Here is a 22,021-nt window from a genome sequence, read left to right as displayed (position 1 = left end):
CCCACGAATACCACGAATTACCGCGAATGCGAAGCGAGGCTTTTGAATCTTTCAAAAGCAATGACTGGAAGGAGGTACCACAATCCGGTAGAAACTTTCCAGTGTTTGGGAAACGACCTCTGCGAGACATTAAAATGAGTAATCCGAAATCCGAAAAACTGGCTGCCTTTGTGACATGGACTCAGGCGCACATTACCGGTGACGAAAAAGGTCAGGCGCAGATATTCCTCGACCGCCTGTTTCAAGCTTTCGGTCATGCCGGTTCGCTGGATGTCGGCGGCGAAGCGGAATGCCGCGTCCGCAAAGCCAAAGAAGACGGCGGCGGCGTCAGTTTCGCGGATTACGTCTGGAAGCCGGTTGTTCTCATTGAGATGAAGAAGCGCGGCGTCGATTTGTCGAAACACTACCGGCAGGCGTTCGACTACTGGACGCGCCTTGTTCCGGGCCGTCCGCGCTATGTGGTGCTGTGTAACTTTGACGAGTTCCACGTCTATGACTTCGAGACGCAGATGGATTCGCCGGTGGGCCGCGTTACGCTGGCCGAACTTCCGGAACGCTGGGGGCCGCTGAATTTTCTATTTCCCGGCCAGCCCAAACCGCTTTTTGACAACGACCGCGTCGCTGTCACCCGCGAAGCCGCTGATCGCTTGGCCTACTGTTTTAAGAAATTCCGCAATCGCGGTGTCGATCAGCCGACGGCTCAGCGCTTTATTCTGCAAATGCTGGTGGCTTTGTTTGCCGAAGACATTGATCTGCTGCCGAAATACTTTGTCACGCAGCTGCTGAATGATATTTCCACGCCGACCGACAGTTACGATCTTCTCGGCGGACTGTTCGATGCCATGAATACCACGCCGGCGGTTAGCGGCGGACGGTTTAAAGGCGTGCCTTATTTCAACGGCGGACTGTTTGCCGCGCCAGCCCGCATTGAACTGAAAGATTTGGAACTGGTTGCGCTTCGCGAAGCCGCCAAATTCGACTGGAAGAAAGTACAGCCGGAAATCTTCGGTACGCTGTTTGAGCATTCGCTGGACGACGGAACGGTGGAGGGAACCCGCAACGAACGGCGCGCTCAGGGCGCGCACTTTACCCATCCCGCCGACATCATGAAAATCATCGGCCCGACGATTGTCCATCCGTGGCACGAGCAGATTGAAGAGGCGAAAACGTTCAAACGGCTCCGCGAGTTGCGCGACCGGATGCAAACCTTCTGCGTTCTTGACCCGGCCTGCGGTTCGGGAAACTTCCTGTATATTGCCTACCGCGAACTGAAGCGTCTGGAAGCGCGCATCTACGAACGCATTGATTCCGAGTTTCCCAAACATGCCAGCGACACCGAAGGCCAGATGCGTTTCAGCTACCTCACGGCACGGAACTTTTACGGCATGGACATCAATCCCTTTGCTGTCGAAATCGCCAAAGTCACCATGATGATCGCCCGCAAACTCGCCATTGACGAACTGCACATTTCCGAACGCGCCTTGCCGCTGGACAACCTCGACCGGAACTTTATCGCCACCGACGCGCTCATCACCGCCGGAGCGGACGGCGCGTTTATCCGTACGCCGTGGCCGCGCGCCGACGTCATTGTCGGCAATCCGCCGTTCATCGGCGCGAAACTTCTGAAACCGCAGCTCGGCCCCGATTATGTAGAGCACGTCCGCGCTCTTTATCCCGAAGTGCCCGGCATGGCTGACTATTGCGTTTATTGGTTTCGCCGCGCTCACGATCATCTTCCGGCCTGCACCGCCGCCGATCCAATGGCCGGACGCGCCGGATTGGTCGGTACGCAGAACATCCGCAACAACCAGTCGCGCGTCGGCGGACTCGATCACGTCGTCAGTGACGGCACCATCGTCGAAGCCGTGGATAACCAGCCGTGGAGCGGCGAGGCCAACGTCCACGTTTCCATCGCCAACTGGGCCAAGACGCAAGACCTTGCGCTTCTGCCGAAGACGAAACGGCTCTGGTTCAAAGTCGAGCCAACGGCGGCGGCGAAGAAGCTGCGGAAAAATGAAGGTAAGTCGGCGACCAAAGATTATGAATTGAACTTCCGCGAAGTGCCGCAAATCAACTCGGCGATCTCAGATCAAACCGATGTCAGCGCCGCTCATCGTCTTGAATGTAACTTTGTTCCGCAGAAGTGCTTTGCTGGTCAGGTCCCACGTCACCACGGATTTGTACTGACGCCGGAGGAAGCTTCGAATCTATTAAAAGTAAATCCACGGAATGCAGAGGTTGTGCATCCCTTCTTTATCGGGGACGAGCTGGTGACTTCAGGTAAGCCTGAGCGATGGATCATAGACTTTCAGCAGATGAACATTCTCGATGCGAAAAGCTATGAAGCACCATTCGCCCGCGTTGAAGCTACGGTTCTTCCGCATATTCAGGAATACGCAGAACGCGAACGCGGCGAAACAGGCAAAGACAAAGGGCAGGATCAAACGTGGCTTAAAACATGGTGGCAGCACTTTCGATGTCGAAAGGAAATGGTCGATTCAATCAATCGCCTTTCGCGTTACATCGCATGTCCAGAAATCATCAAGCGTCCGACTTTTGCCTTTGTCCATCCGACTATTCGACCCGACCACCGTCTTCGGGTTTTCGCGTTCGACGATGATTATTCATATGGCATTCTACAAGCGCACCCGCATTGGTTATGGTTTCTAACAAAATCCTCGAAACTGACAGAGAGGCTTACCTACACGTCCAGTTCCGTCTTTGACACTTTTCCGTGGCCGCAGACGCCGAGTACCAAACAAATCGAAGCGGTGGCCGCCGCCGGACGCGAAGTGCGGCGCATCCGTGCCGAGACCTTGCCGAAAATGAAGGGCGGACTGCGCGCCCTTTACCGGACGCTCGAACTGCCCGGCGCCAATCCGCTCAAAGACGCCCACGCCGCACTGGACGCCGCCGTCCTCGCCGCCTACGGATTTTCCGCGAAAGCCGATCTGCTTGCCCAGCTTCTCGAACTGAATCAACAGGTCGCCGGAAAAATAGAAGCCGGTGAAACCGTCACCGCGCCCGGCATTCCGGCCAGCTATCCAACGCCTGCCGGACTGATTACCGGCGACTGCATCCGCCCATAGATTCCAATGTTTGGACAAAGCAGGAGAAGAAAAATGAACAATCTGGTTCTGTTTGAGGAAAAGCAGGTGCGGCGGGTTTGGAATGAGGCCGATCAGAAGTGGTATTTCGCCATTCAGGATGTGCTCGAAATCCTGACCGGCAGTTCCGATGTGAAGCAGTACGTCAAAAAGCTCAAAAGCCGTGACCCGGAGCTGAATTCGAACTGGGGTACAATTTGTACCCTGGTTGAAATGACTGCGGCAGACGGCAAAAAGCGCAAAATCCAGTCCGCGAATATCGAGGGAATCCTCCGCCTGATCCAGTCTGTGCCATCGCCGAAGGCCGAGCCGTTTAAGCGCTGGCTGGCGAAAGTCGGCTATGAACGCCTGCAGGAGATCGAAAACCCCGAGATTGCGGCTCAGCGCGTAAAAGAGATTTACCGGCAAAAAGGCTACTCCGAGGATTGGATCGAGAAGCGGATGCGCGGCATTGCGGTTCGTGATGAGCTGACCGACGAGTGGAAGAGGCGCGGAGTTAAGGAACAGCTGGAATATGCCATTTTAACCGCCGAAATCAGCAAGGCGACGTTCGGGATGACTCCGACGGAATATCGCGACTTCAAGGCACTGAACCACACTGGTGACAACTTGCGTGACCACATGACCGATCTGGAGCTGATTTTCACTATGCTGGGCGAAGCTTCCACTACGGAAATTGCCCGCAATACCGAGGCGCAGGGACTTCCGGAAAACCGAAAGGCGGCCCGTGCCGGAGGTAAGGTGGCAGGGAATGCCCGCAAGGAGCTGGAGAAAAAGAGCCGACGAAAGGTTTCAATCCGCACGAACTACAAGGAACTGCCGGAGAGTCGCCGCCGGTTGACGGATCAGTCCGGAGCGGAAAACTGACCGTTAACCATTATGTCCGGCCTGTACATTCATATTCCGTTCTGCGAGCGCAAGTGTTCCTACTGCGCTTTTTATTCTGTTGTTTCCCCTTCGACAGAGCTCAGGGCAGGCAACCCATGGAAAAAACAGGAACAGTTTTTCAGTGCTTTAGGGAAAGAGATTAAAAATTTGCCGGAAGATTTTTCGCCGGAGACCATTTTTATCGGCGGCGGTACGCCGACGGCTCCGGACATCCAGATGTTGGAATCGTTCTTTCCGTCATTCGAAAAATTTCATCCGGCGGAGTTTTCGGTCGAAGCCAATCCAGGAACCGTGGACGCGGCGAAGCTGGCGTTGTTGAAGCGAAGCGGCGTGAACCGGCTTTCTATCGGGATTCAGTCGTTTGATTCCCGCTGTCTGGAAACTTTGGGGCGGATTCATTCGGCGGAACAGGCGGAGGCCGCTTTCCGGCTGGCGCGCGCCGCGGGCTTTGAAAATATCAGCCTAGATCTGATTTTTGGTGTGCCTGGCCAAACGATGGACATGCTGGAGTCCGATCTCGACCGGGCGCTGGCTCTCAATCCGGAGCATATCGCAATTTATAATTTGATGTACGAGGAAGGAACGCCGCTGACAAAGCGCAATCTGCCTAAACTGGACGAAGAGTTAGAGCGTGACATGTACGACCGGATTCGCGGACGGTTGAAGGCCGCCGGATTTGTGCACTACGAAATTTCTAACTTCGCGAAGCCGGGGTTCGAGTGTCGGCATAATCGGCTCTACTGGAACGGCGGCGAATATTTCGGATGCGGCCCGGCGGCGCATTCGCACTGGAAAGGGACACGCTGGGCGAACGTTTCCGATCTGGACGATTATTGCGCGAACGATCCTTGCCGGGAGTTTGAGGAAACGCTCGATCCGGAGGCGAAGGAGCGCGAGACTCTGGTGATGGGATTGCGACAGATTGCGGGTGTCGAGGTTTCTTCCGGCCTCTGGAAAACCTTGGAGGAAACGCTTCGGACTTTAGAAAAAGAGGGCTTACTGGAGATTGCCGGACGGCACGTCCGGCTTACCGAGGAAGCCCTTTTTGTGAGCGATGCGGTGTTTTCGGAATTGGTGTGATTTGGCGCTTGCCAAGGGGAGGGTCAGTCCGTAGATTACGCCACTCTTTGAGGTAAATTTTTAGATTGTGAGGAAGAACCATGGCTAAATGTGAAATGACAGGTAAGGGAACGGTTTCAGGCCGCCGGATTGTCCGTAAGGGTTTGAGAAAGAGCAAAGGCGGTATCGGTCTGCACGTGACCAGCGCCACGAAACGTAAATTTAAGGCGAACCTTCAGCATGTCCGCATCAAAGACGAAAACGGCACCGTGCGCCGCGTCTGGGTTTCTGCCAAGGCGATTCGTTCGGGCTTGGTAACCAAAGCCTAAGAGAACAATGCGCTATCGAAAGCCGGTCCTAAGGGGCCGGTTTTTTTGTGCCCGGATGCAAAAAAAACGCCCTCCGGATTGGAGAGCGTTTATGAACCGGCTGAATCTTGTGTTACCAGCTGGCTTTGGTCATGCCGGGGATGAGTCCGTTCGAGGCCATTTCGCGCAGGGTGATGCGGGAAAGACCGAATTTTTTGTAAACGGCACGCGGACGTCCGGTTACGCGGCAACGGCTCTGGACGCGAACCGGATTGGCGTTGCGCGGAAGTTTGCGAAGCTTGTCGAAGGCGGCCATGCGGTCTTCGTAGGACGTTTTCGGGTTATGGATAATAGTCTTCAGCTCGATACGCTTGGCGTAGTACTTTTTGACCAGCTTCATGCGCTTGTTGTTTTTAACGATACTGCTCGTTTTTGCCATAAATCAGTTTCCTCAATGGTTCGGTGAAGCGGGGATAAAACAGGAAAAGGATGCGGCGTGCAACCCTTTTTTCCGCAAATGTGCCCAAGGGTCGGGCGGAGATGTCTGCCGGTTTTTTAGTTTTGTTTTCGAGGTGTTTCTCAGGCACACTGCGGCCCGGTTTTTATCGATTCCAGAAGGAGTAATAATTTATGTGCGGAGTAGTTGGTTATATTGGCAGTAAAGAAGCCGCCCCGATCCTGATCGACGGCCTGCAACGGCTGGAATACCGGGGATATGACTCGGCGGGCATTGCGGTGCTTAGCGGCGGTAAAATTTCGTCGAGCAAGGAAGTCGGGCGATTGGCTAATCTGGAGAAGATGCTGGCGGCAGAGCCGGTCAAAGGAACCCGCGGAATCGGCCATACCCGCTGGGCGACGCACGGCGCGCCGTCACAGATTAATTCCCATCCGCACTTCAGTTCAGATCGGGCTGTTGCGGTGGTGCACAACGGAATTATCGAAAACTACGCCGAGCTGCGCGAAGAGCTGACGGCTAAGGGATATAAGTTTATTTCCCAAACCGATACCGAAGTGGTTCCGCATTTAATCCAGCAGGCGCTAAAGGACGGCGCGAAATCGCCGGTCGAAGCGATTTTGACCACGCTGAAACGGCTACGTGGAGCCTATGCGCTGGGAATCCTGTTCCGTGACGAGCCGGACGCCATCTACTGCGCCCGCAAGGGCAGTCCGCTGATCATCGGGCTGGGCGAAAAGGAAAACTTCATTGCCAGCGACGTGCCGGCCATTATCAACCGGATCAAAAAAGCGATTTACCTGAACGACGGCGAGATGGCCGTTTTGCGCGAGGACAGCGTGGAAATCTGCACGATGGACGGCAAAAAAGTCGTGCCGGAAATCAAGGAAATCAAATTTCAGGCTGAGGCCGCCGAGTGCGCCGGATTCGAAACGTTCATGCTGAAAGAGATTCATGAACAGCCGCGGATTCTGCGCGCCATGCTGGACAAGCACGTTTCGGCAGAAGGGAAGATTGATATCGGATCGAGCCTGAGTCCTGATTATTTCCGCAAACTCAACCGCATCATGATCGTATCCTGCGGAACGGCTTATCACGCCGGAATGTACGGCAAGCTCCTGCTGGAAAATCTGACCGGTATCGCGGTTGAAACCGATTTGGCCAGCGAGTTCCGCTACCGTGACCCGAAGATTGATCCCGGTACGCTGATCATTCCGGTTTCGCAGTCGGGCGAAACGGCGGACACACTGGCTTCAATCCGTATGGCGAAAGAGTGGGGCTGTAAGGTTTTTGCCATTTGCAATGTCGAGGGCAGTTCCGTGGTGCGCGAAAGCGACTCCGTTTTCTTTACGAACTGCGGACCTGAAATCGGTGTGGCTTCGACCAAGGCGTACACCGCACAGCAGATGGCGTTCGCTCTGTTTGCCCTTTACGTCGCCGGGGTGCGCGGCAATCTGACGCCGGATCAGGTGAAGGATTATCTGGCAGATTTGCAGGAAGTTCCTGATGCAGTGCATTACGTGATTCAGAAGAAAGACGAAATCAAAGCGATCAGCGAAAAGCATCACGACGGTCCGAGTTCGCTTTATCTGGGGCGCAAGTTCAACTATCCGACCGCGCTGGAAGGCGCGCTCAAGAATAAAGAAATTTCCTATCAGCACGCCGAAGGCTACGCGGCCGGCGAAATGAAGCACGGTCCGATTGCGCTGATCAACGACGCGCTGCCGGTGATTTGCATCTGCACGAAAACATCCGACGAGGTTTACGAAAAGATGCTTTCGAATATCAAGGAAGTCGAAGCCCGCAGCGGCCGCATCATCGCGGTAGCGACGGAAGGCGACACTGAAATCGCCAAGCTGGCAGGCGACATCATTTATGTGCCGGAGGTACGCGACGAGTTTACACCGATGGTCAATGTGGTCGGGTTACAACTATTGGCCTATTACGCGGCCCGCGCCCGCGGAACGGACATTGATAAGCCGCGCAATCTGGCTAAGAGCGTTACAGTGGAATAAGTGTCCGGAGGAACAGGCTTTTTGCTTGAACAAAGGCTGTCGGGATAAATACACTCCCCGGCCCCTGAAAATAGAGAGGTTGGTAGTAAATGGAAAAAACCGGACAAGCCGAAATTCGTATCGATGATAAAACGCTGGTCTGCCCCGTTTATGAGGGTAGCGAAGGCGAACGGGCCATGGATATTAGCAAACTGCGCAAGGAAACCGGGCTGATTACCTATGATCCAGGTTTTGGCAATACCGGTTCTTGCGCCAGCGACATTACTTTTATTGACGGCGAAAAGGGCATCCTGCGCTATCGCGGTTACGACGTGGCCGATCTGGCGGCGAAATGTGAATTTATCGAAGTGGCCTACCTGCTGGTTCATGGCTCGCTTCCGACCCATGCTCAGCGGGAAAATTATGCGAAGCTTTTGAACAGCCACTCCATGATCCATGAGGATATGCGCGAGTTTTTCAGCAATTATCCGGAGCATTCCCATCCGATGGCGATTCTTTCCGCCATGGCGGTTTCGCTGTCTTCCTTCTATCCTGAACTGAGCGGCGACCTCAAAGAAGACGTGGACATGACGGTTGCCCGGCTGATTTCAAAGCTTAGAACCATCGCCGCCTTTTCCTACAAAAAGTCGATTGGCGAGCCGGCGGTGTATCCGCGGCACGACATGAAATACTGCGAAAACTTTCTGAACATGATGTTCAGCTCGCCGGTTCGCGGCGAGCCGATTGATCCGGTCATGGCGGATGCGCTCAATAAACTGCTCATCATTCACGCCGACCACGAACAGAACTGCTCCACCTCCGTCGTCCGTTCCGTGGGAAGTTCCGGAATTAATCTGTACGCTTCGATTGCCGCCGGTATTTGTGCCCTGTGGGGTCCGAAGCATGGCGGTGCCAACCAGCACGTCATTGAAATGCTGGAAGATATTTACCGTGAGGGCGGCGACGTCGATAAAGTGATCGAGCGCGCCAAAAACCCGCGCAGTCCGTTCCGGCTGATGGGCTTCGGCCACCGCGTTTACAAGTCCTACGACCCGCGTGCAAAAATCGCCAAGGAGCTGTGCAAGAAAGTGATTTCCGTAACGCATACCAAAGACCCGCTGCTGGATATTGCCATGGAGCTGGAAGAAAAGGCGTTGGCCGATTCCTATTTTCAGGAGCGCAATCTTTATCCCAACGTGGACTTCTACACCGGACTGACCTATCGCGAGATGGGCATTCCGACCAATATGTTCACCGTCATGTTTGCTATCGGCCGTCTGCCGGGCTGGATCGCCCAATGGCTGGAAATGCAGAACGACAGCGACACACGCATTGCCCGTCCGCGGCAGGTTTACACCGGCCCGAACCTGCGCAAAGTCGTGCCGATAGCCAAACGCAAATAGTGGAATTTTCCCGCCGTGATACCAATCGAACATCAGCCGGAAAACCTCCGGGAAAACAAACAGGAACTCGAATTCCTGCAAGCCGTCGCCCGCCGTCTGCCGGAAGATACCGGCGTGATGCGCGCGCTTGGCGACCTTTACACCCGCACCGGTGCCTATGCCGACGGGTTGCGTGTGGACGAACGCCTCAGCCGTCTCTGCGCGGAAGATCCGGTGGTCTGGTATAATCTGGCGTGCAGTCTGGCGCTTTCCGACCGGGCCGATGATGCGTTCGACGCGCTGAGTCGCGCCGTTGAGCTGGGCTATAACGATTACGACGCGATGAAGAAGGATCCTGATTTGGCGGCCCTGCACGGCGACGCCCGGTTCGAGTCTATTCTCGAATGGATTTACAGCGCCTTCGAACAAACGCCGGACGATAATTTTTGATATTTGCTGTCAGGCGGAAACCCTGAGTTTGACTTGCCAGCCAATAACCAATATCTAATAGCCGGTAACCGGGTCAGGAGGTATCTATGAATAAACCGCTTCTTTGGGCTTTGTTTCTGATGGCGCTCTGCGCCCTGTTTTTCATTTTCACCGGCGGCAGAACCAAGATTGAAATTTTCAATCTGGCGTTCTCCATGAAAACATCCATCGCTTTGCTTCTTTTCACAGGAATCGGAACAACGATCGGAGTCCTGCTTAAATGAGTGATGGCAACCACATTTCCCGCGATGCCGTTGTCCATCCCGGATGCCGGATATCCGGTTCATCGATCGGCCCGGGCTGTGAAATCGGTGCCGAAGGGCCGGTCACGATTGAAAACTGCCAGCTGGCGCGCGGCGTAAAACTTAAAGGCGGATTTTTCTCCGGCGCGGTATTTCTCGACGGCGCTAACATGGGCAGCGGCGCGCACGTCCGCGAAGGCACCATTCTGGAAGAGGAAGCCAACGGCGCGCACACCGTCGGCCTCAAACAAACCGTACTTCTCCCGTTCGTCACCCTCGGCAGTCTGATCAATTTCTGCGATATCCTGATGGCGGGCGGCACCAGCCGTAAAGACCACAGCGAAGTCGGATCGTCGTATGTTCATTTCAACTTCACGCCGAATCAGGATAAAGCCACGGCTTCGCTGGTCGGCGACGTGCCGCGCGGCGCTCTGCTGAATCAGAAGCCGGTGTTTCTCGGCGGGCAGGGCGGACTGGTCGGCCCGGCGCGTATCGCTTACGGCTGTGTCATCGCCGCAGGCGGCATCTGCCGTAAAGACGTGCTCGACGAAAACCAGCTTCATGTTCCCGCAGTTCCGGCCGAAAAAACCGTTTCGTTCGAGGCGGGCGTTTACAAAAACATCGACCGCATCGTCCGAAACAATTTGATCTACATCGGTAATATCCGTTCGCTCAAAGCGTGGTATGAAAACGTCCGTGTACTTTTCATCCGCGATGACTTTGACCGCGCCTGCCACGCCGGTGCAATGGCCAACCTCGACCTGATTCTCAACGAGCGCATCCAGCGACTGGAAAAGCTGACCGGCAAATCTGTTCACACCGCCGTCGAAGCACCGATCAGCGCAGGTCTAATGAAAGAGATCGAAAAGGCGGACAAGGCGAACTACGTCGCCGCCGTACAGAATTTGAATGAAACAGCCCGTGCCGAAGCGACCGCATGGCTTCAGAGCATCGTGGATGAATCCGCAGCACGTTGGAATTAAAGGAGAGACGAATGGGAAAGCTTTTCGGAACCGACGGCGTTCGCGGCATGGCGAACATGGGCAACATGACCGCCGAGCAGGCGCTGGAAATCGGCCGCGCGGTGGCGTATGTCTGCAAGGAATACCATAAAGGCAAAGACTCCCGTCCGCGTATCGTCATCGGCAAAGATACCCGGCTGAGCGGCTACATGCTCGAAAATGCGCTGACCGCCGGAGTCTGTTCGATGGGCGTGGATGTTCTTCTGCTCGGCCCGCTGCCGACTCCCGGCGTGGCGTTCATCACGCAGGATATGCGTGCCGATGCCGGCATTGTTATTTCCGCTTCGCACAATCCGTATCACGACAACGGCATCAAAATCTTTTCCCGCACCGGCTATAAACTGCCGGACGCCGAAGAGGAAGAAATGGAAAAACTGATCGGCGGGCGCACTCTGCGCGATGTTCGCTCAACGGAAGACGACATCGGTAAGGCCAAACGCATCGACGACGCCGTCGGCCGCTACATTGTTTTCTGTAAAAACACCTTTCCGGAAGACCAGACGCTCGACGGCATGAAGCTGGTGCTCGACTGCGCCAACGGCGCCGCCTACAAAGTCGCACCGATTATTTTTTCCGAGCTGGGCGCCGCGGTGTCGGCCATTCATGTTTCGCCCAACGGTATGAACATTAACGACAACTGCGGCTCGCAGCACACCGCCGACCTCAGAGCCAAAGTGGTTGCGACCGGCGCGGATGTCGGACTGGCGTTCGACGGCGATGCCGACCGCCTGATCGTGGTGGATGAAACCGGCGCGGAACTCTCCGGCGACCAGATCATGGCCATCTGCGCGGTTCACTATAAGAACAAAGGAATGCTCAAAAACAACGAGATCGTCGGCACCGTCATGAGCAACTTCGGCTTTCTCTCCGCCATGAAAGAGCAGGGGATTGATGTCGCCATCACGCCGGTCGGCGACCGCTATGTGCTGGAGCGGATGATCAAAGACGACGCCGTGCTCGGCGGCGAAGCCTCCGGCCACATGATTTTCCATAACCACCATTCAACCGGCGACGGCATCATCGCCGCGCTGCAACTGCTGGCGATCATGCGCGAAACCGGCAAGCCGCTTTCCGAACTGGCGAAAGTCATGAGCGTTTTCCCGCAGAAACTCATCAATTTTAACGTGGCTCAGAAGCCGCCGCTCGAAGAGATCGCGGAAATTCAGAAGGCCGTCAAAAAAGCTGAAGCCGAACTCGGCGACAAAGGCCGCGTGCTGATCCGCTATTCCGGAACCCAGCCGATGTGCCGCGTCATGGTCGAAGGCCCGACCGACGAAATGACCAACCGCCTCGCCGAACAGCTCACGGCTGTGGTCAAGAAGTGCATCGGGTAATGAACCAAACGGGAAATGCTTGAATGCAAGAACCGACAATTTTTTTGAATAAAGAAGATTCGTTGCGTCCCTTATCACTCAGCTTTCTCTGCTGGTTAATTATTGTTAGTGAAATTTTCGTGCTGACTTGGAAGATTCTGATTTACCCGATTGGAGTCATGGGGTCTCTCTTGCAGATGAGGCCGCTCTGGAACATTCCGGAAGAACTTCTTCGCACCGGTTCAATACTGTTACATGTGATATTCTTAACATCTGCAATTGCCGTATTACGACGCTGTAGCTGGGGTCGCATTCTTCTCCTTGCGTTGTATCCGTTTTCTTATGTGCTGTCTTTGCTGGCACTCGGGAGACACGTCGAGTGGTGGCCATTTACCATCATGGGCTTCTGTATGCTTCTTCTGGGCCTTTTTGGCCCGGCCTCCAACCGCTATTTTAGCGAAGGGAAAACGGATAACGGGTTCCCAAATATGGCTCAGAAGCTAAAAGTACGGATTGTAATGATGATAGTCTGTATCACGCTACTGGGTGTAGCGTATTGGACTCTCACAGGTTGGGCTCCGAAAAACTATGTTGGGCTTGTGTGTCTCAATGAACACATTTCCTCTGGTAAGTTGCTGGAGAATTTAACTTTTTCTAAAGAAGAGGGTATTCTCTCAATGACACTGCTCATTCTGCATAAAAAGCAGGATCCTTGCGGACTTGCGGCGGCAATTCCATTGCTCCGTGATCGAAGGTACAATGTTTGGCAAAATGCGGCAGCGTACCTTGGTTCTTTTGGCCAAGTTGAGGCTGTTCCCTATCTGATCAAATGGTTACAGACGAGTAAAAAAACTTTTTACAGTACAACGTATCTCCAATCCATAACGGGCGAGGATTTTGGAAGTGATTTTGAGCGATGGAAAGCATGGTGGGAGACGCAGAACCCGGGTGTCGAATTCGACTGGAAGGCAAATCTAAGAAAGTCAGAAAGCGGGCGATCTTCGAAATCACGCATTGACGGCGGCGGAGAACAATAGGTTTCCCGCACAGAATGGTTGCTGAACTCGCCGCTGCAAAGAACTCTTTGGTAGAGCTACCCTTTTCCATAAATCTGTTTGAGCAAGTCCAGATTCATTTCGCTTAGATCGGCGATCAAGTAGTCGGCGTCTGGCAGGTTGGCCGCTGTTCCAATTCCGACGGCTTTCATGCCGGCGGCGTGAGCCGCCACAATTCCGGCGTCTGCATCCTCAAATACCACGCATTCGTCACAGGAAAGCCCCAGCTTCTGCGCTCCGATTCTGGCGGGTCAGCTTTCCGATCAGGCATTGATGACGGCGGGGCGCACAGGGCTTTGCCCTGCATGTTTGCCGGGACAGTTGCCGAGAAGAAAACTTTTTCCAGAGGGTGACTCTGATTATTTTTTTGCCTGAATGAAATGGGAATGTGTGTCTCAAAATTCGATAAATAACTTGAAATATTGCAACGACGTTGCAATATTTCGTCCATGGTTAATAGAAAATACTATCTTCAGCAGGTCCAGCAGGGTTTGGTGCGCAGTCCAATTGTGGCTCTGCTTGGACCGCGGCAGTGCGGAAAAACCACTCTGGCTCGGCAATTGGTTCATCCGGAAGCATCCAACTATTTTGACCTGGAAGACCCGACAACCGCTTTGCTGATGGAAAACCCTATGACGGCGCTGTCGCCTCTGAAGGGAACGGTGGTTATTGACGAGGCCCAGCGGCAACCGGGTATTTTTCCTGTCCTGCGGGTATTGGCTGACCGGGAAAACCGTCCAGCGACTTTTCTCATATTGGGCAGCGCATCACCCGATCTTTCCCGGCAGGCATCGGAGTCGCTGGCCGGTCGTGTGGAAATCATCAATATGCGGGGTTTCGATTTGAGTGAGATTCACGCGAATGAGGCGGATCAGCTCTGGTTCCGAGGCGGCTTCCCGCGGTCTTTTCTGGCCGCGTCCAACGAAGACAGTCTCCGCTGGCGCCGGGATTTTATTAGAACCTTTTTGGAACGCGATCTGGCGCAGGCCGGATTTGGTATGAATCCGTCCGCCATCGGACGATTCTGGTCTATGGTTTCCCACTATCATGCACAGATATGGAACGGGAGTGAAATTGCAGCTTCACTGGGTATCGCTCCTAATACGGCCCGCAGTTATCTGGACGCGCTGGAACAGACGTTCATGATCAGGCGTCTTCAGCCCTGGTATGAAAACACAGGCAAGCGGCTGGTTAAGACGCCCAAGATCTATTTTCGCGACAGCGGACTTTTTCATGCGCTTCAAGGAGTGACAACGCCCAAAGAACTTCAGGTGCATCCGAAACTCGGTGCCTCCTGGGAGGGATTTGCGCTGGAAGAAACACTGCACGCACTGAATCCGCTGGAAGCTTACTTCTATACGGTGCATAGCGGCGCGGAACTGGATCTCTTTTTGCTGCATGAGGGAAAAAGGCTGGGGATCGAATTCAAACGGCAGGATGCTCCCAAAATGACTCGCTCGATGCATATCGCTATTGACGACCTGAAACTGGATGCCTTGTGGATCATTTATCCCGGTCAGCGCGAATACGCTTTGTCGGATCGTGTTCTAGTACGTCCCTTGTCAACGATTCTGACGAATAGATCCCATGCGAAAGAGTAAAACACGCTAAGCGATAGCGTCCTGAAAAGGAACCCCTTGCGGGTTGGGGGCGAAGCTACCCTTTTCCATAAATCTTCTTGAGCAAGTCCAGATTCATTTCGCTTAGATCGGCAATGAGGTAGTCGGCGTCGGGCAGGTTGGCCGCCGTTCCAATTCCGACGGCTTTCATACCGGCGGCGTGAGCCGCCACAATTCCGGCATCCGCATCCTCAAACACCACGCATTCGTCACAGGCGAGTCCCAGCTTTTGCGCTCCGATCTGGAACACCTGAGGATCCGGCTTTCCGCGGGTCGTATCCCGTCCGTCCACCACGGCGTCAAACAGTTCAACGATCTTCAGCCGTTCTAAAATCAGCGGCGAGTTTTTGCTGGCCGATCCCAGCGACACCAGAATTCCGTTTGCACGAAGCTCCAGTAAAAACTTTTTCGCGCCGGGCAGAATTTCGTCTTCCCGAAGTTGTTTGATGTAGTCGACGTACCAATCATTTTTCTTTTGCGCCAGACCTTCTTTTTTCTCTTCCGGGACAGAAACTTTGCCCGTATCCAGCAGAAACTCCAGCGACTGCATCCGGCTGACACCTTTCAGCCGTTCATTGTCCGTCTCGGTGAATTCAAATCCCAGCTCCCGCGCCAGTCGTGCCCACGCGAGGTAGTGGTATTTTGCGGTATCTACAATGACGCCATCTAAATCAAAAATTACACCTTTGAGCATTTGATCTTTTCCCCTCTGCAAAATACGTTCACTTCGCCAGCATTCAATAATTCGAACTTTGCCGCACATTTCGTAGGATCATTCGGATTCACAGATTTCGTGAGAGTCACTTGAAGGGTGCTGCCCTGGAATACAATTTTAAACGTAACGCGATTCCAATGCGCAGGCATCCACGGATTGAAGTGCATCTGTCCTTCGACAATGCGGAATCCCGCAAAGCCATTGACCATAACCATCCAGGATGAAGCCATGCAAGCCGCATGATTTCCGAAGAACGTCGAACCGGAATAATCGTCGATGTCCATGCGCGCGGTCTTCATGAAGAAATTATAGGCCGCGTCCTGATACCCGATTTCACTGGCGATAATGCTGTGAATGCTTGGCGACAGGGAAGACGAGTGGAGTGTTTTCGGTTCGTAATAATCGTAGATGCGTTTTTTCTCCTCAAGCGAGAAGCTGTCATTCAGCAAAAACGTCAGCAGTACGGTGTCGGCCTGCTTGATGATCTGGTGGCGCCAGGTGTTGAGCGGATGCGTTTTGACATACTTGGCGTGCCATTCCGACTTTGGCAGCGCCGGATCCAGAGGATCTTTATAGATGAAGGAATCGTCCTGCATGTAAAGTCCGAGTTTTTCGTTGTACGGGATGTACATTTTTTCTGCGGCCTGCCGCCACAGCGTCTGCTCCTTATCCGTCAGCTCGCACTTCTTGACCAGCTCGTCGTATTTCGCCGGAGCCTCGGCCTTCAACATTCCCAGCACCTTCAGCGCAAACTCCAGATGGAACTTCGTCAGCATGTTCGTGTAGCAGTTATTGTTGACCATCGCGCCGTATTCATCCGGCCCGCAGACCACGTTGATACAGAACTTTCCGTCGTGCGCTTCGATAAAATTCCCGCGGTGCGCCATGCAGCGCGCCGTCTCAAACAGAACTTCCGCGCAATAGTTGTATAGAAATTCCTTGTCACCGGTCGCCTCGAAGTAGCGATAAATCCCGAACGCCACGGCGTTGTTGATGTGATATTGCGCATGCGACGCTTCATAAACCACGCCGCACTCTTCGCCGCTGATCGAGTTCCACGAAAAATGCGCGCCCGTGTCATCCATGATTTTTGCCTGTTCCCGCGCCCGATCCAGAATCGAGTAACGGTACATGAGCAGATTCTTGGCGTCCTGCTGGAAGGTGTAGGTATAAAACGGCAGGACATAAATTTCGGTATCCCAGAAATAGTGCCCCTGATATTTACTGATCCCGGACAAGCCGTTTGCGCCGATATTGTTCCAGCCCTGACGGCCCGTTGACTGCAACGTATGAAACAGACTGAACCGGATCGCCTGCTGCAACGCCAGGTCGCCGTCAATTTCCATGTCCGTCACGTCCCAAACCGTTGCCCAGGCGCGCATGTGAGCCGCCTTCACCGCGTCATAACCCGCATCCGCCACCTGCTTCAAGGTCTGCAAGGTCTGCGCCTCAAGGTTATTTTCCGCGCAGTCTTTTGTCGTATAGTAGCAGGCGATCTTTTCTGCAGAAACCGTCTGATTTTTCTCTGCTGACACGGTAAATGCTTCGCAGATTTTCCCAGCCTTTATTGTGCTGGCGGGCGTTCCTGAAGCGGCGCCTTTAAAAAAGGTTTTCGCGGCAACGCAAACCTGAATCTGGCTGCCTTTGAACATTCGTCTGAGCAGGGCGGCATCGTCGCGCATCTCGGCGGTTTTGGTTTCAAGGCATTCGATGATCGTGCCGTCTGCATTTGTAATGTCGTATTGCATGTTTTTTACCGGCCCGCCTAATTCGGAGACAATTCTGATTTCGCCGGAAAAATTGATCGGCGTGACCGTCACCTTCGTGCCGACGATGTGGAAATTATCCATGGACGTGAAACGTTCGAAGGTGAACTTTGCCATTTTGCCGTTCGGGCTTTCCCAGACGAATTCACGCGTCAGAAGTCCGCGTTTCATGTCGAGATTTCTTCTGTATTCGGAATTTTTGCCGTGCGCGAGATGGAAGTGCTCTCCGTCCAGATAAATGCTGAACTTGAAACCGTTCGGCAGAGCCGGCATACCGTGGCGTTTGGTCGGGTATCCTTTGTAACGGTGTCCGCCTTTGCCGTCCGTCTGGTACTCGTAAATCCCGTTGATGCAGGTATTCGGCTCGGTGTGCCACTGGTCTTCCTCGTGGAAGCCCTCTTCGAAGCAACCCCGGATTCCTAAATATCCGTTCCCGATGGCAAATACGGTTTCGTTTCTTCTGTGGACTTTCCAATCATAGCAGTGTTCGGTTACGTCCCACGCTTGCGGTTCAAACACGAACGGCTTCATCTTTTCAACGATTTCCATAAATCCATCTCCCTGTATTCTGGACTGAACACTCTCCGGGGATTCCGGCCCTCGAACGTGGCGTCAGTTTCTATGTTATGATTTGCGCGAAGTCAACTTGAAGAAAGGGAGCAGTTCTGAACCCATCGTTACGAAGAAACCTTTTGCGGGTTGGGGGCAGCTCTGATAGTTTCTCTGCCTGAATGAAACGGGCCTTTCTATACGGATTTATCTGTCTGACGCTGTGCGGCACCGCCACCGCCAGCAGTCTGTTTCCGTTTTACGATAACCGGACAACGGACGAAGGCTCTTTCTTTGCCGTTCGGCCGCTTTATTCACACACAACGCTCAACCAGAAGGGTGTTGAAGTCAGCGATTATCTCTGGCCGCTCTATTCGCGCAAGGAGTTCAAAAACGAGCAGAGTTCCCGCGCGTTGTTTTTCTGGTACACCCATAAGTTTGATCCAAAAGACGCAAGGCCGCGTCAGCGCAACTGGCTGCTTCCGGTTTATTTTCAGGGCCGCGACGCCGACGGTAAAGGCTACTTCGCTCTGTTTCCGCTCGGCGGAACGATCAAGGAGTTTCTGGGCCGCGACGAAATCGCGTTCGTTCTTTTCCCGGCATTTGGAAAAAGCCGGATCAATGACGTGAAAACCACCAGCGTGCTTTGGCCAATCTACTCGCATACTCGCGGCACCGGCATTGAGCGCGACCGCGTTTTCCCGCTCTACGGAAGATCGGTACTGGAAGGAAAATACGAGAAGCAGTTTGTACTCTGGCCGTTCTGGACGTCCGCCGACTATTTTTATCCGGGCGATTCCGGCAAGTCGTGGATTTTGTTTCCGCTTTGCGGACGGTCGAAGCTGGAGAAGGAAAGCACGTGGTGGGTGATTCCGCCGTTTTTCCGGTTCACAGAAGGCGAGAAGCAAAATCGACTGTTCTGTCCGTGGCCGTTTATTCAGAAGATCGACAGCAAGCCGCACAGTAAGTTGTATTTCTGGCCGCTCTGGGGCGAAGATCAGTATTCCGCCGGGCCGACGCACCGCACGTTCCTGCTCTGGCCGTTGCTCTGGTCGGAAAAAACCGGCGACGCGAATCTGCTGAAAACCCACCGGATGGCGTTGCCGTTTTTCTATCAGGATTACACCGTTCGGCGCAATGAGGGCGCGGAGCCGGAAAATCAGACGAAAGTTTCCAATTACTGGAAGGTCTGGCCGCTGATGAGCTGGCAGCGCGAAGGCGATGTTTCCCGTTTCCGGATGCTGGAACTCTGGCCGCTCAAGAACAGCCCGCCGGTCGAGCGCAACTGGGCGCCGCTCTGGACGTTGTACAAGCGGACAAATGCGGACGGAGTTGTCCGTAAAGACGTGCTGTGGTTTGCCTGGCACAGCGAGCGGGAACCGGCTGCTGAACGCAAGGAATGGTCTTTACTGAAAGGACTTCTGGCGTATAAAAGAGACGGTGAAAAACAAAACCTGCGTCTCCTTTACTTTATGCGCTTCGGGGAAGAGAAATGATCGCGCCGTTTAAAGAAATATACCGGTATCTGCATCTGCCGGTCAGGTCGTTCCGCCGTCTCGGCCGGATCATTCTGATTGCCTGTCACGACATGGGCAATGCGCTGATCATGCTTTTTTCCGCGACGCTTTATATCCGTACCATCTGGCGGCCGCGCGCGCGCCGCGAAACGGCCATGCAGCTTTACGTTACCGGCATCAAGAGTCTCGGCGTCATCACGGTCGTGGCGTTTTTCACCGGTATGATTCTGGCCCTCCAGACCGGCCTTGAACTTCGCCGCTTCGGGCAGGAAGTCAATATCGGCACGGCGGTCACCATCGTGATGGTTCGCGAAATGGGCCCGTTCATGACGGCGCTGATTATCGCCGCCAGCGTCGGTTCCGCGATTGCCGCCCAGCTCGGCACGATGGCGGTCTCGGAAGAAATTTCGGCGCTGGAAGTGATGTCGATTAATCCCAATCGCTTTCTGGTGATGCCGCGCCTGGTCGCGCTGGCGGTAATGATGCCGATCCTGACGGTTTACACCAACATCCTCGGGATTCTCGGCGGCGGCATCGTCGGCTCGACTCAACTCGGCGTGGCATTTCAGGCCTATCTCGACAACGCCACCCGCTACGCCGAAAATAAAGACCTCTACGTTGGGTTGTTCAAGGCGGTCGTATTCGGCATTATCATCGCCACGGTCGCCTGTTACCAAGGCTTGAACACCACCGAAGGCGCCGTCGGTGTCGGCCGCGCCACGCGGCAGACGGTGATTATTTCATTCCTGATGATCCTGATTGTCGGCTACATGATCACAAGGCTGTTTTACATATGATTACCTTCGATAAAGTCACCAAACGGCTCGGCGGCAAGATTGTCCTCAACGAGGTCAGTTTTGAAGTGCCCAAGGGCGAAACGTTTGTGATTGTCGGCCTTTCCGGCGCGGGCAAGAGCGTTACACTTAAGCACATGGTGCAGCTGATGCGTCCGGACAGCGGCATGATCTGCATCGGCGACGATGTAATCAATGAAGCAAGAGGAACGGAACTGGAACGGATGCGTCGCCGTTTCGGCGTACTTTTTCAGGGCGCGGCGCTGCTGCAATGGCTGTCGGTTTTCGAAAACGTGGCGCTACCGCTGCGTGAACACACGAAGATGAGCGAAGAGGAAATCGAAAAGACCGTTCGCGAAAAACTGCGCCTGCTGAACATGGAAGACTCCATGGATAAATTTCCGTCCGACCTTTCCGGCGGGATGCAAAAGCGCGTCGGTCTGGCCCGCGCCATCGTCATGAATCCCGAAATTATTCTCTATGACGAGCCGACCTCCGGCCTTGATCCGGTAACATCCCGGCTGATTGACCAGCTGATTGAAAATCTGCGCAAAGAGCTGGGGATCACCAGCGTCGTTGTCACCCACGACCTGCACAGTGCGCTGGCGATCGGCACGCGGATTATGATGATCGACGGCGGGCAGATTGTTGAAAACGCCAAGCCCGAAGATTTTATTAAATCAACCAACGAAACAGTACAACGTTTCCTCGAGTCCCAGTACATCACCCGCCGGGGTGCCTGGGAGAAAGGGATGGAGCAACATGACGGACAAATATAATAAAGACCTCAGCATAGAAGTCCTTGTCGGCTTCTTTATGTTTATCATTCTCATCGCTCTGGGGGTGTTTACCATCATCCTGAGCCGGCAGAATTTTCTGCAGAAAAGATATCCCGTGGCGGTGGTTTTCGACGAAGTCAGCGGCCTGCGCGACGGCGATAACGTTTTCCTGCGCGGTATGAAAGTCGGCGTGGTGAAAGACACGGTGCTGGAAAACAGTCATGTGGTTGTTCACGCCAATCTGGATTCGCCGGTACAGTTCCGTGAAGGCTACAAAGTCGAAGTGGTGGCTTCCTCCATGCTGGGAGGGAAACAGCTAAAAATTGAAGAAGGGCCTCTGAGCGCCGCGCCGATTCCGAAGGATGCTGTGATTAGCGGAACGACTCCAACCGACATTCTCGAAGAGCTTGGCGCCGCTGTGGCGAGTGTCCGGCAGATTACGGATCAGGTTTCATCGGGCAAGGGCACGCTCGGCAAACTCATTTATGAAGATACAGTGTACAACAATCTGAGCGATGTCAGCACCAAGCTCGCCAAGGGCGAGGGGACAGTCGGCAAACTGATCAACGATGAGACAGTTTATAACGACCTGAAGACGACGATGTCCAACCTGCAGGAAGTCAGCAGTCGTCTGGAGAAAGGCGAGGGCACGCTCGGCAAGCTGCTGTCCAAGGATGAGCAGCTGTACAAAGACCTTACCGCAACCATGTCGAATCTCCGCACGATCACCGACAAGGTCGGCACAGGCGAAGGGACTCTCGGCAAGCTGGTTAATGACGATAAACTCTACGACGAAGCAGGGAAGCTGCTCGGAGAACTGCGCGCCGCCATTGACGATATGCGCGAAACGTCGCCGGTGACCACCTTTAGTACCGTTCTCTTCGGTGCGTTTTAAGCCGGCCGGAATAGTCTTCGGCGCTTGGATTATTTCTTTCCGAGATAAAACAAGTTCTGGCTATTTCGGCTGAG

At 54.1% G+C, this 22,021-nt stretch carries 19 protein-coding genes and 1 pseudogene; 16 read left to right on the top strand and 4 right to left on the bottom strand.

Going from position 1 to position 22,021, the window contains the following annotated elements:
- The first annotated feature begins 134 nt into the window (after positions 1 to 134).
- The 4 genes from HOO88_09450 (at position 135) to rpmB (ending at position 5,383) form a co-directional block, all read left to right on the top strand.
- A complete protein-coding gene (locus HOO88_09450) occupies positions 135 to 3,089 on the top strand; it encodes a class I SAM-dependent DNA methyltransferase (GenBank protein NOU36979.1) in 2,955 nt (984 codons plus the stop codon).
- Between the two features lie 33 nt (positions 3,090 to 3,122).
- A complete protein-coding gene (locus tag HOO88_09445; protein ID NOU36978.1) occupies positions 3,123 to 3,974 on the top strand; it encodes a Bro-N domain-containing protein in 852 nt (283 codons plus the stop codon).
- A gap of 12 nt (positions 3,975 to 3,986) precedes the next feature.
- Positions 3,987 to 5,075, top strand: coding sequence for a radical SAM family heme chaperone HemW (hemW, locus tag HOO88_09440; protein ID NOU36977.1), 1,089 nt, complete (start codon positions 3,987 to 3,989; stop codon positions 5,073 to 5,075).
- Positions 5,076 to 5,155: 80 nt separating this feature from the next.
- Positions 5,156 to 5,383: a 50S ribosomal protein L28 gene (rpmB, locus tag HOO88_09435; protein NOU36976.1), complete on the top strand. Its 228-nt coding sequence runs from the start codon at positions 5,156 to 5,158 to the stop codon at positions 5,381 to 5,383.
- Positions 5,384 to 5,495: 112 nt separating this feature from the next.
- Here rpmB and rpsN read toward each other — a convergent pair whose 3' ends face one another.
- Entirely contained in the window at positions 5,496 to 5,801 is a 306-nt protein-coding gene (gene rpsN, locus HOO88_09430; protein NOU36975.1) for a 30S ribosomal protein S14, read from the bottom strand.
- Positions 5,802 to 5,992: 191 nt separating this feature from the next.
- Between rpsN and glmS the strand changes: the two genes are divergently transcribed.
- The 7 genes and pseudogenes from glmS to HOO88_09395 all read left to right on the top strand — a co-directional run bounded on the left by glmS (position 5,993) and on the right by HOO88_09395 (position 13,295).
- A complete protein-coding gene (gene glmS / locus HOO88_09425; GenBank protein NOU36974.1) occupies positions 5,993 to 7,831 on the top strand; it encodes a glutamine--fructose-6-phosphate transaminase (isomerizing) in 1,839 nt (612 codons plus the stop codon).
- An 89-nt stretch (positions 7,832 to 7,920) separates the two neighbouring features.
- Positions 7,921 to 9,213 (top strand): citrate synthase, encoded by a 1,293-nt coding sequence (locus HOO88_09420; GenBank protein ID NOU36973.1) that lies wholly within the window; start codon positions 7,921 to 7,923, stop codon positions 9,211 to 9,213.
- Positions 9,214 to 9,237: 24 nt separating this feature from the next.
- Positions 9,238 to 9,555: pseudogene (locus HOO88_09415) on the top strand (hypothetical protein).
- A 173-nt stretch (positions 9,556 to 9,728) separates the two neighbouring features.
- Positions 9,729 to 9,905, top strand: a complete 177-nt coding sequence (locus tag HOO88_09410) for a hypothetical protein (GenBank protein ID NOU36972.1) — start codon at positions 9,729 to 9,731, stop codon at positions 9,903 to 9,905.
- Positions 9,902 to 10,906 carry a UDP-N-acetylglucosamine pyrophosphorylase gene (locus HOO88_09405; GenBank protein ID NOU36971.1) on the top strand — a complete coding sequence of 335 codons (1,005 nt, stop codon included), beginning with the start codon at positions 9,902 to 9,904 and terminating at the stop codon, positions 10,904 to 10,906. Before HOO88_09410 ends, HOO88_09405 begins: the two co-directional genes overlap by 4 nt.
- Before the next feature lie 11 nt (positions 10,907 to 10,917).
- The gene (locus tag HOO88_09400; GenBank protein NOU36970.1) at positions 10,918 to 12,279 is read left to right on the top strand and encodes a phosphoglucosamine mutase; all 1,362 of its coding nucleotides are present in this window, start codon (positions 10,918 to 10,920) and stop codon (positions 12,277 to 12,279) included.
- Between the two features lie 23 nt (positions 12,280 to 12,302).
- Positions 12,303 to 13,295, top strand: a complete 993-nt coding sequence (locus HOO88_09395) for a HEAT repeat domain-containing protein (GenBank protein ID NOU36969.1) — start codon at positions 12,303 to 12,305, stop codon at positions 13,293 to 13,295.
- A gap of 56 nt (positions 13,296 to 13,351) precedes the next feature.
- Here HOO88_09395 and HOO88_09390 read toward each other — a convergent pair whose 3' ends face one another.
- Positions 13,352 to 13,555, bottom strand: coding sequence for an HAD-IA family hydrolase (locus tag HOO88_09390; GenBank protein ID NOU36968.1), 204 nt, complete (start codon positions 13,553 to 13,555; stop codon positions 13,352 to 13,354).
- A 207-nt stretch (positions 13,556 to 13,762) separates the two neighbouring features.
- On the opposite strand from HOO88_09390, the gene HOO88_09385 reads away from it, so the two are divergent.
- Complete coding sequence (locus HOO88_09385) at positions 13,763 to 14,914, top strand: ATP-binding protein (GenBank protein NOU36967.1); 1,152 nt, start codon at positions 13,763 to 13,765, stop codon at positions 14,912 to 14,914.
- A gap of 55 nt (positions 14,915 to 14,969) precedes the next feature.
- Here the strand turns inward: HOO88_09385 and pgmB are convergent, their stop codons facing one another.
- Both pgmB and HOO88_09375 read right to left on the bottom strand, forming a co-directional pair.
- A complete protein-coding gene (gene pgmB, locus HOO88_09380) occupies positions 14,970 to 15,626 on the bottom strand; it encodes a beta-phosphoglucomutase (GenBank protein ID NOU36966.1) in 657 nt (218 codons plus the stop codon).
- Positions 15,611 to 17,962 (bottom strand): glycoside hydrolase family 65 protein, encoded by a 2,352-nt coding sequence (locus tag HOO88_09375; protein NOU36965.1) that lies wholly within the window; start codon positions 17,960 to 17,962, stop codon positions 15,611 to 15,613. The genes pgmB and HOO88_09375 overlap by 16 nt, the downstream gene beginning before the upstream one ends.
- A 182-nt stretch (positions 17,963 to 18,144) precedes the next feature.
- Between HOO88_09375 and HOO88_09370 the strand changes: the two genes are divergently transcribed.
- From HOO88_09370 to HOO88_09355, 4 genes are read left to right on the top strand one after another with little or no spacing between them, the layout of a single operon-like run.
- Positions 18,145 to 19,458: a hypothetical protein gene (locus tag HOO88_09370; protein NOU36964.1), complete on the top strand. Its 1,314-nt coding sequence runs from the start codon at positions 18,145 to 18,147 to the stop codon at positions 19,456 to 19,458.
- Complete coding sequence (locus tag HOO88_09365) at positions 19,455 to 20,276, top strand: ABC transporter permease (protein ID NOU36963.1); 822 nt, start codon at positions 19,455 to 19,457, stop codon at positions 20,274 to 20,276. The genes HOO88_09370 and HOO88_09365 overlap by 4 nt, the downstream gene beginning before the upstream one ends.
- Positions 20,273 to 21,052, top strand: a complete 780-nt coding sequence (locus HOO88_09360; protein NOU36962.1) for an ATP-binding cassette domain-containing protein — start codon at positions 20,273 to 20,275, stop codon at positions 21,050 to 21,052. Before HOO88_09365 ends, HOO88_09360 begins: the two co-directional genes overlap by 4 nt.
- Positions 21,036 to 21,947 carry an MCE family protein gene (locus HOO88_09355; protein NOU36961.1) on the top strand — a complete coding sequence of 304 codons (912 nt, stop codon included), beginning with the start codon at positions 21,036 to 21,038 and terminating at the stop codon, positions 21,945 to 21,947. Before HOO88_09360 ends, HOO88_09355 begins: the two co-directional genes overlap by 17 nt.
- Positions 21,948 to 22,021 lie beyond the last annotated feature (74 nt).

Source organism: Kiritimatiellaceae bacterium (genome assembly GCA_013141415.1).
Taxonomy (GTDB): Bacteria; Verrucomicrobiota; Kiritimatiellia; order Kiritimatiellales; family Tichowtungiaceae; genus Tichowtungia.
Note: the sequence above shows the minus strand (reverse complement) of the source record. Positions and strands in the feature narration are given on the sequence as shown.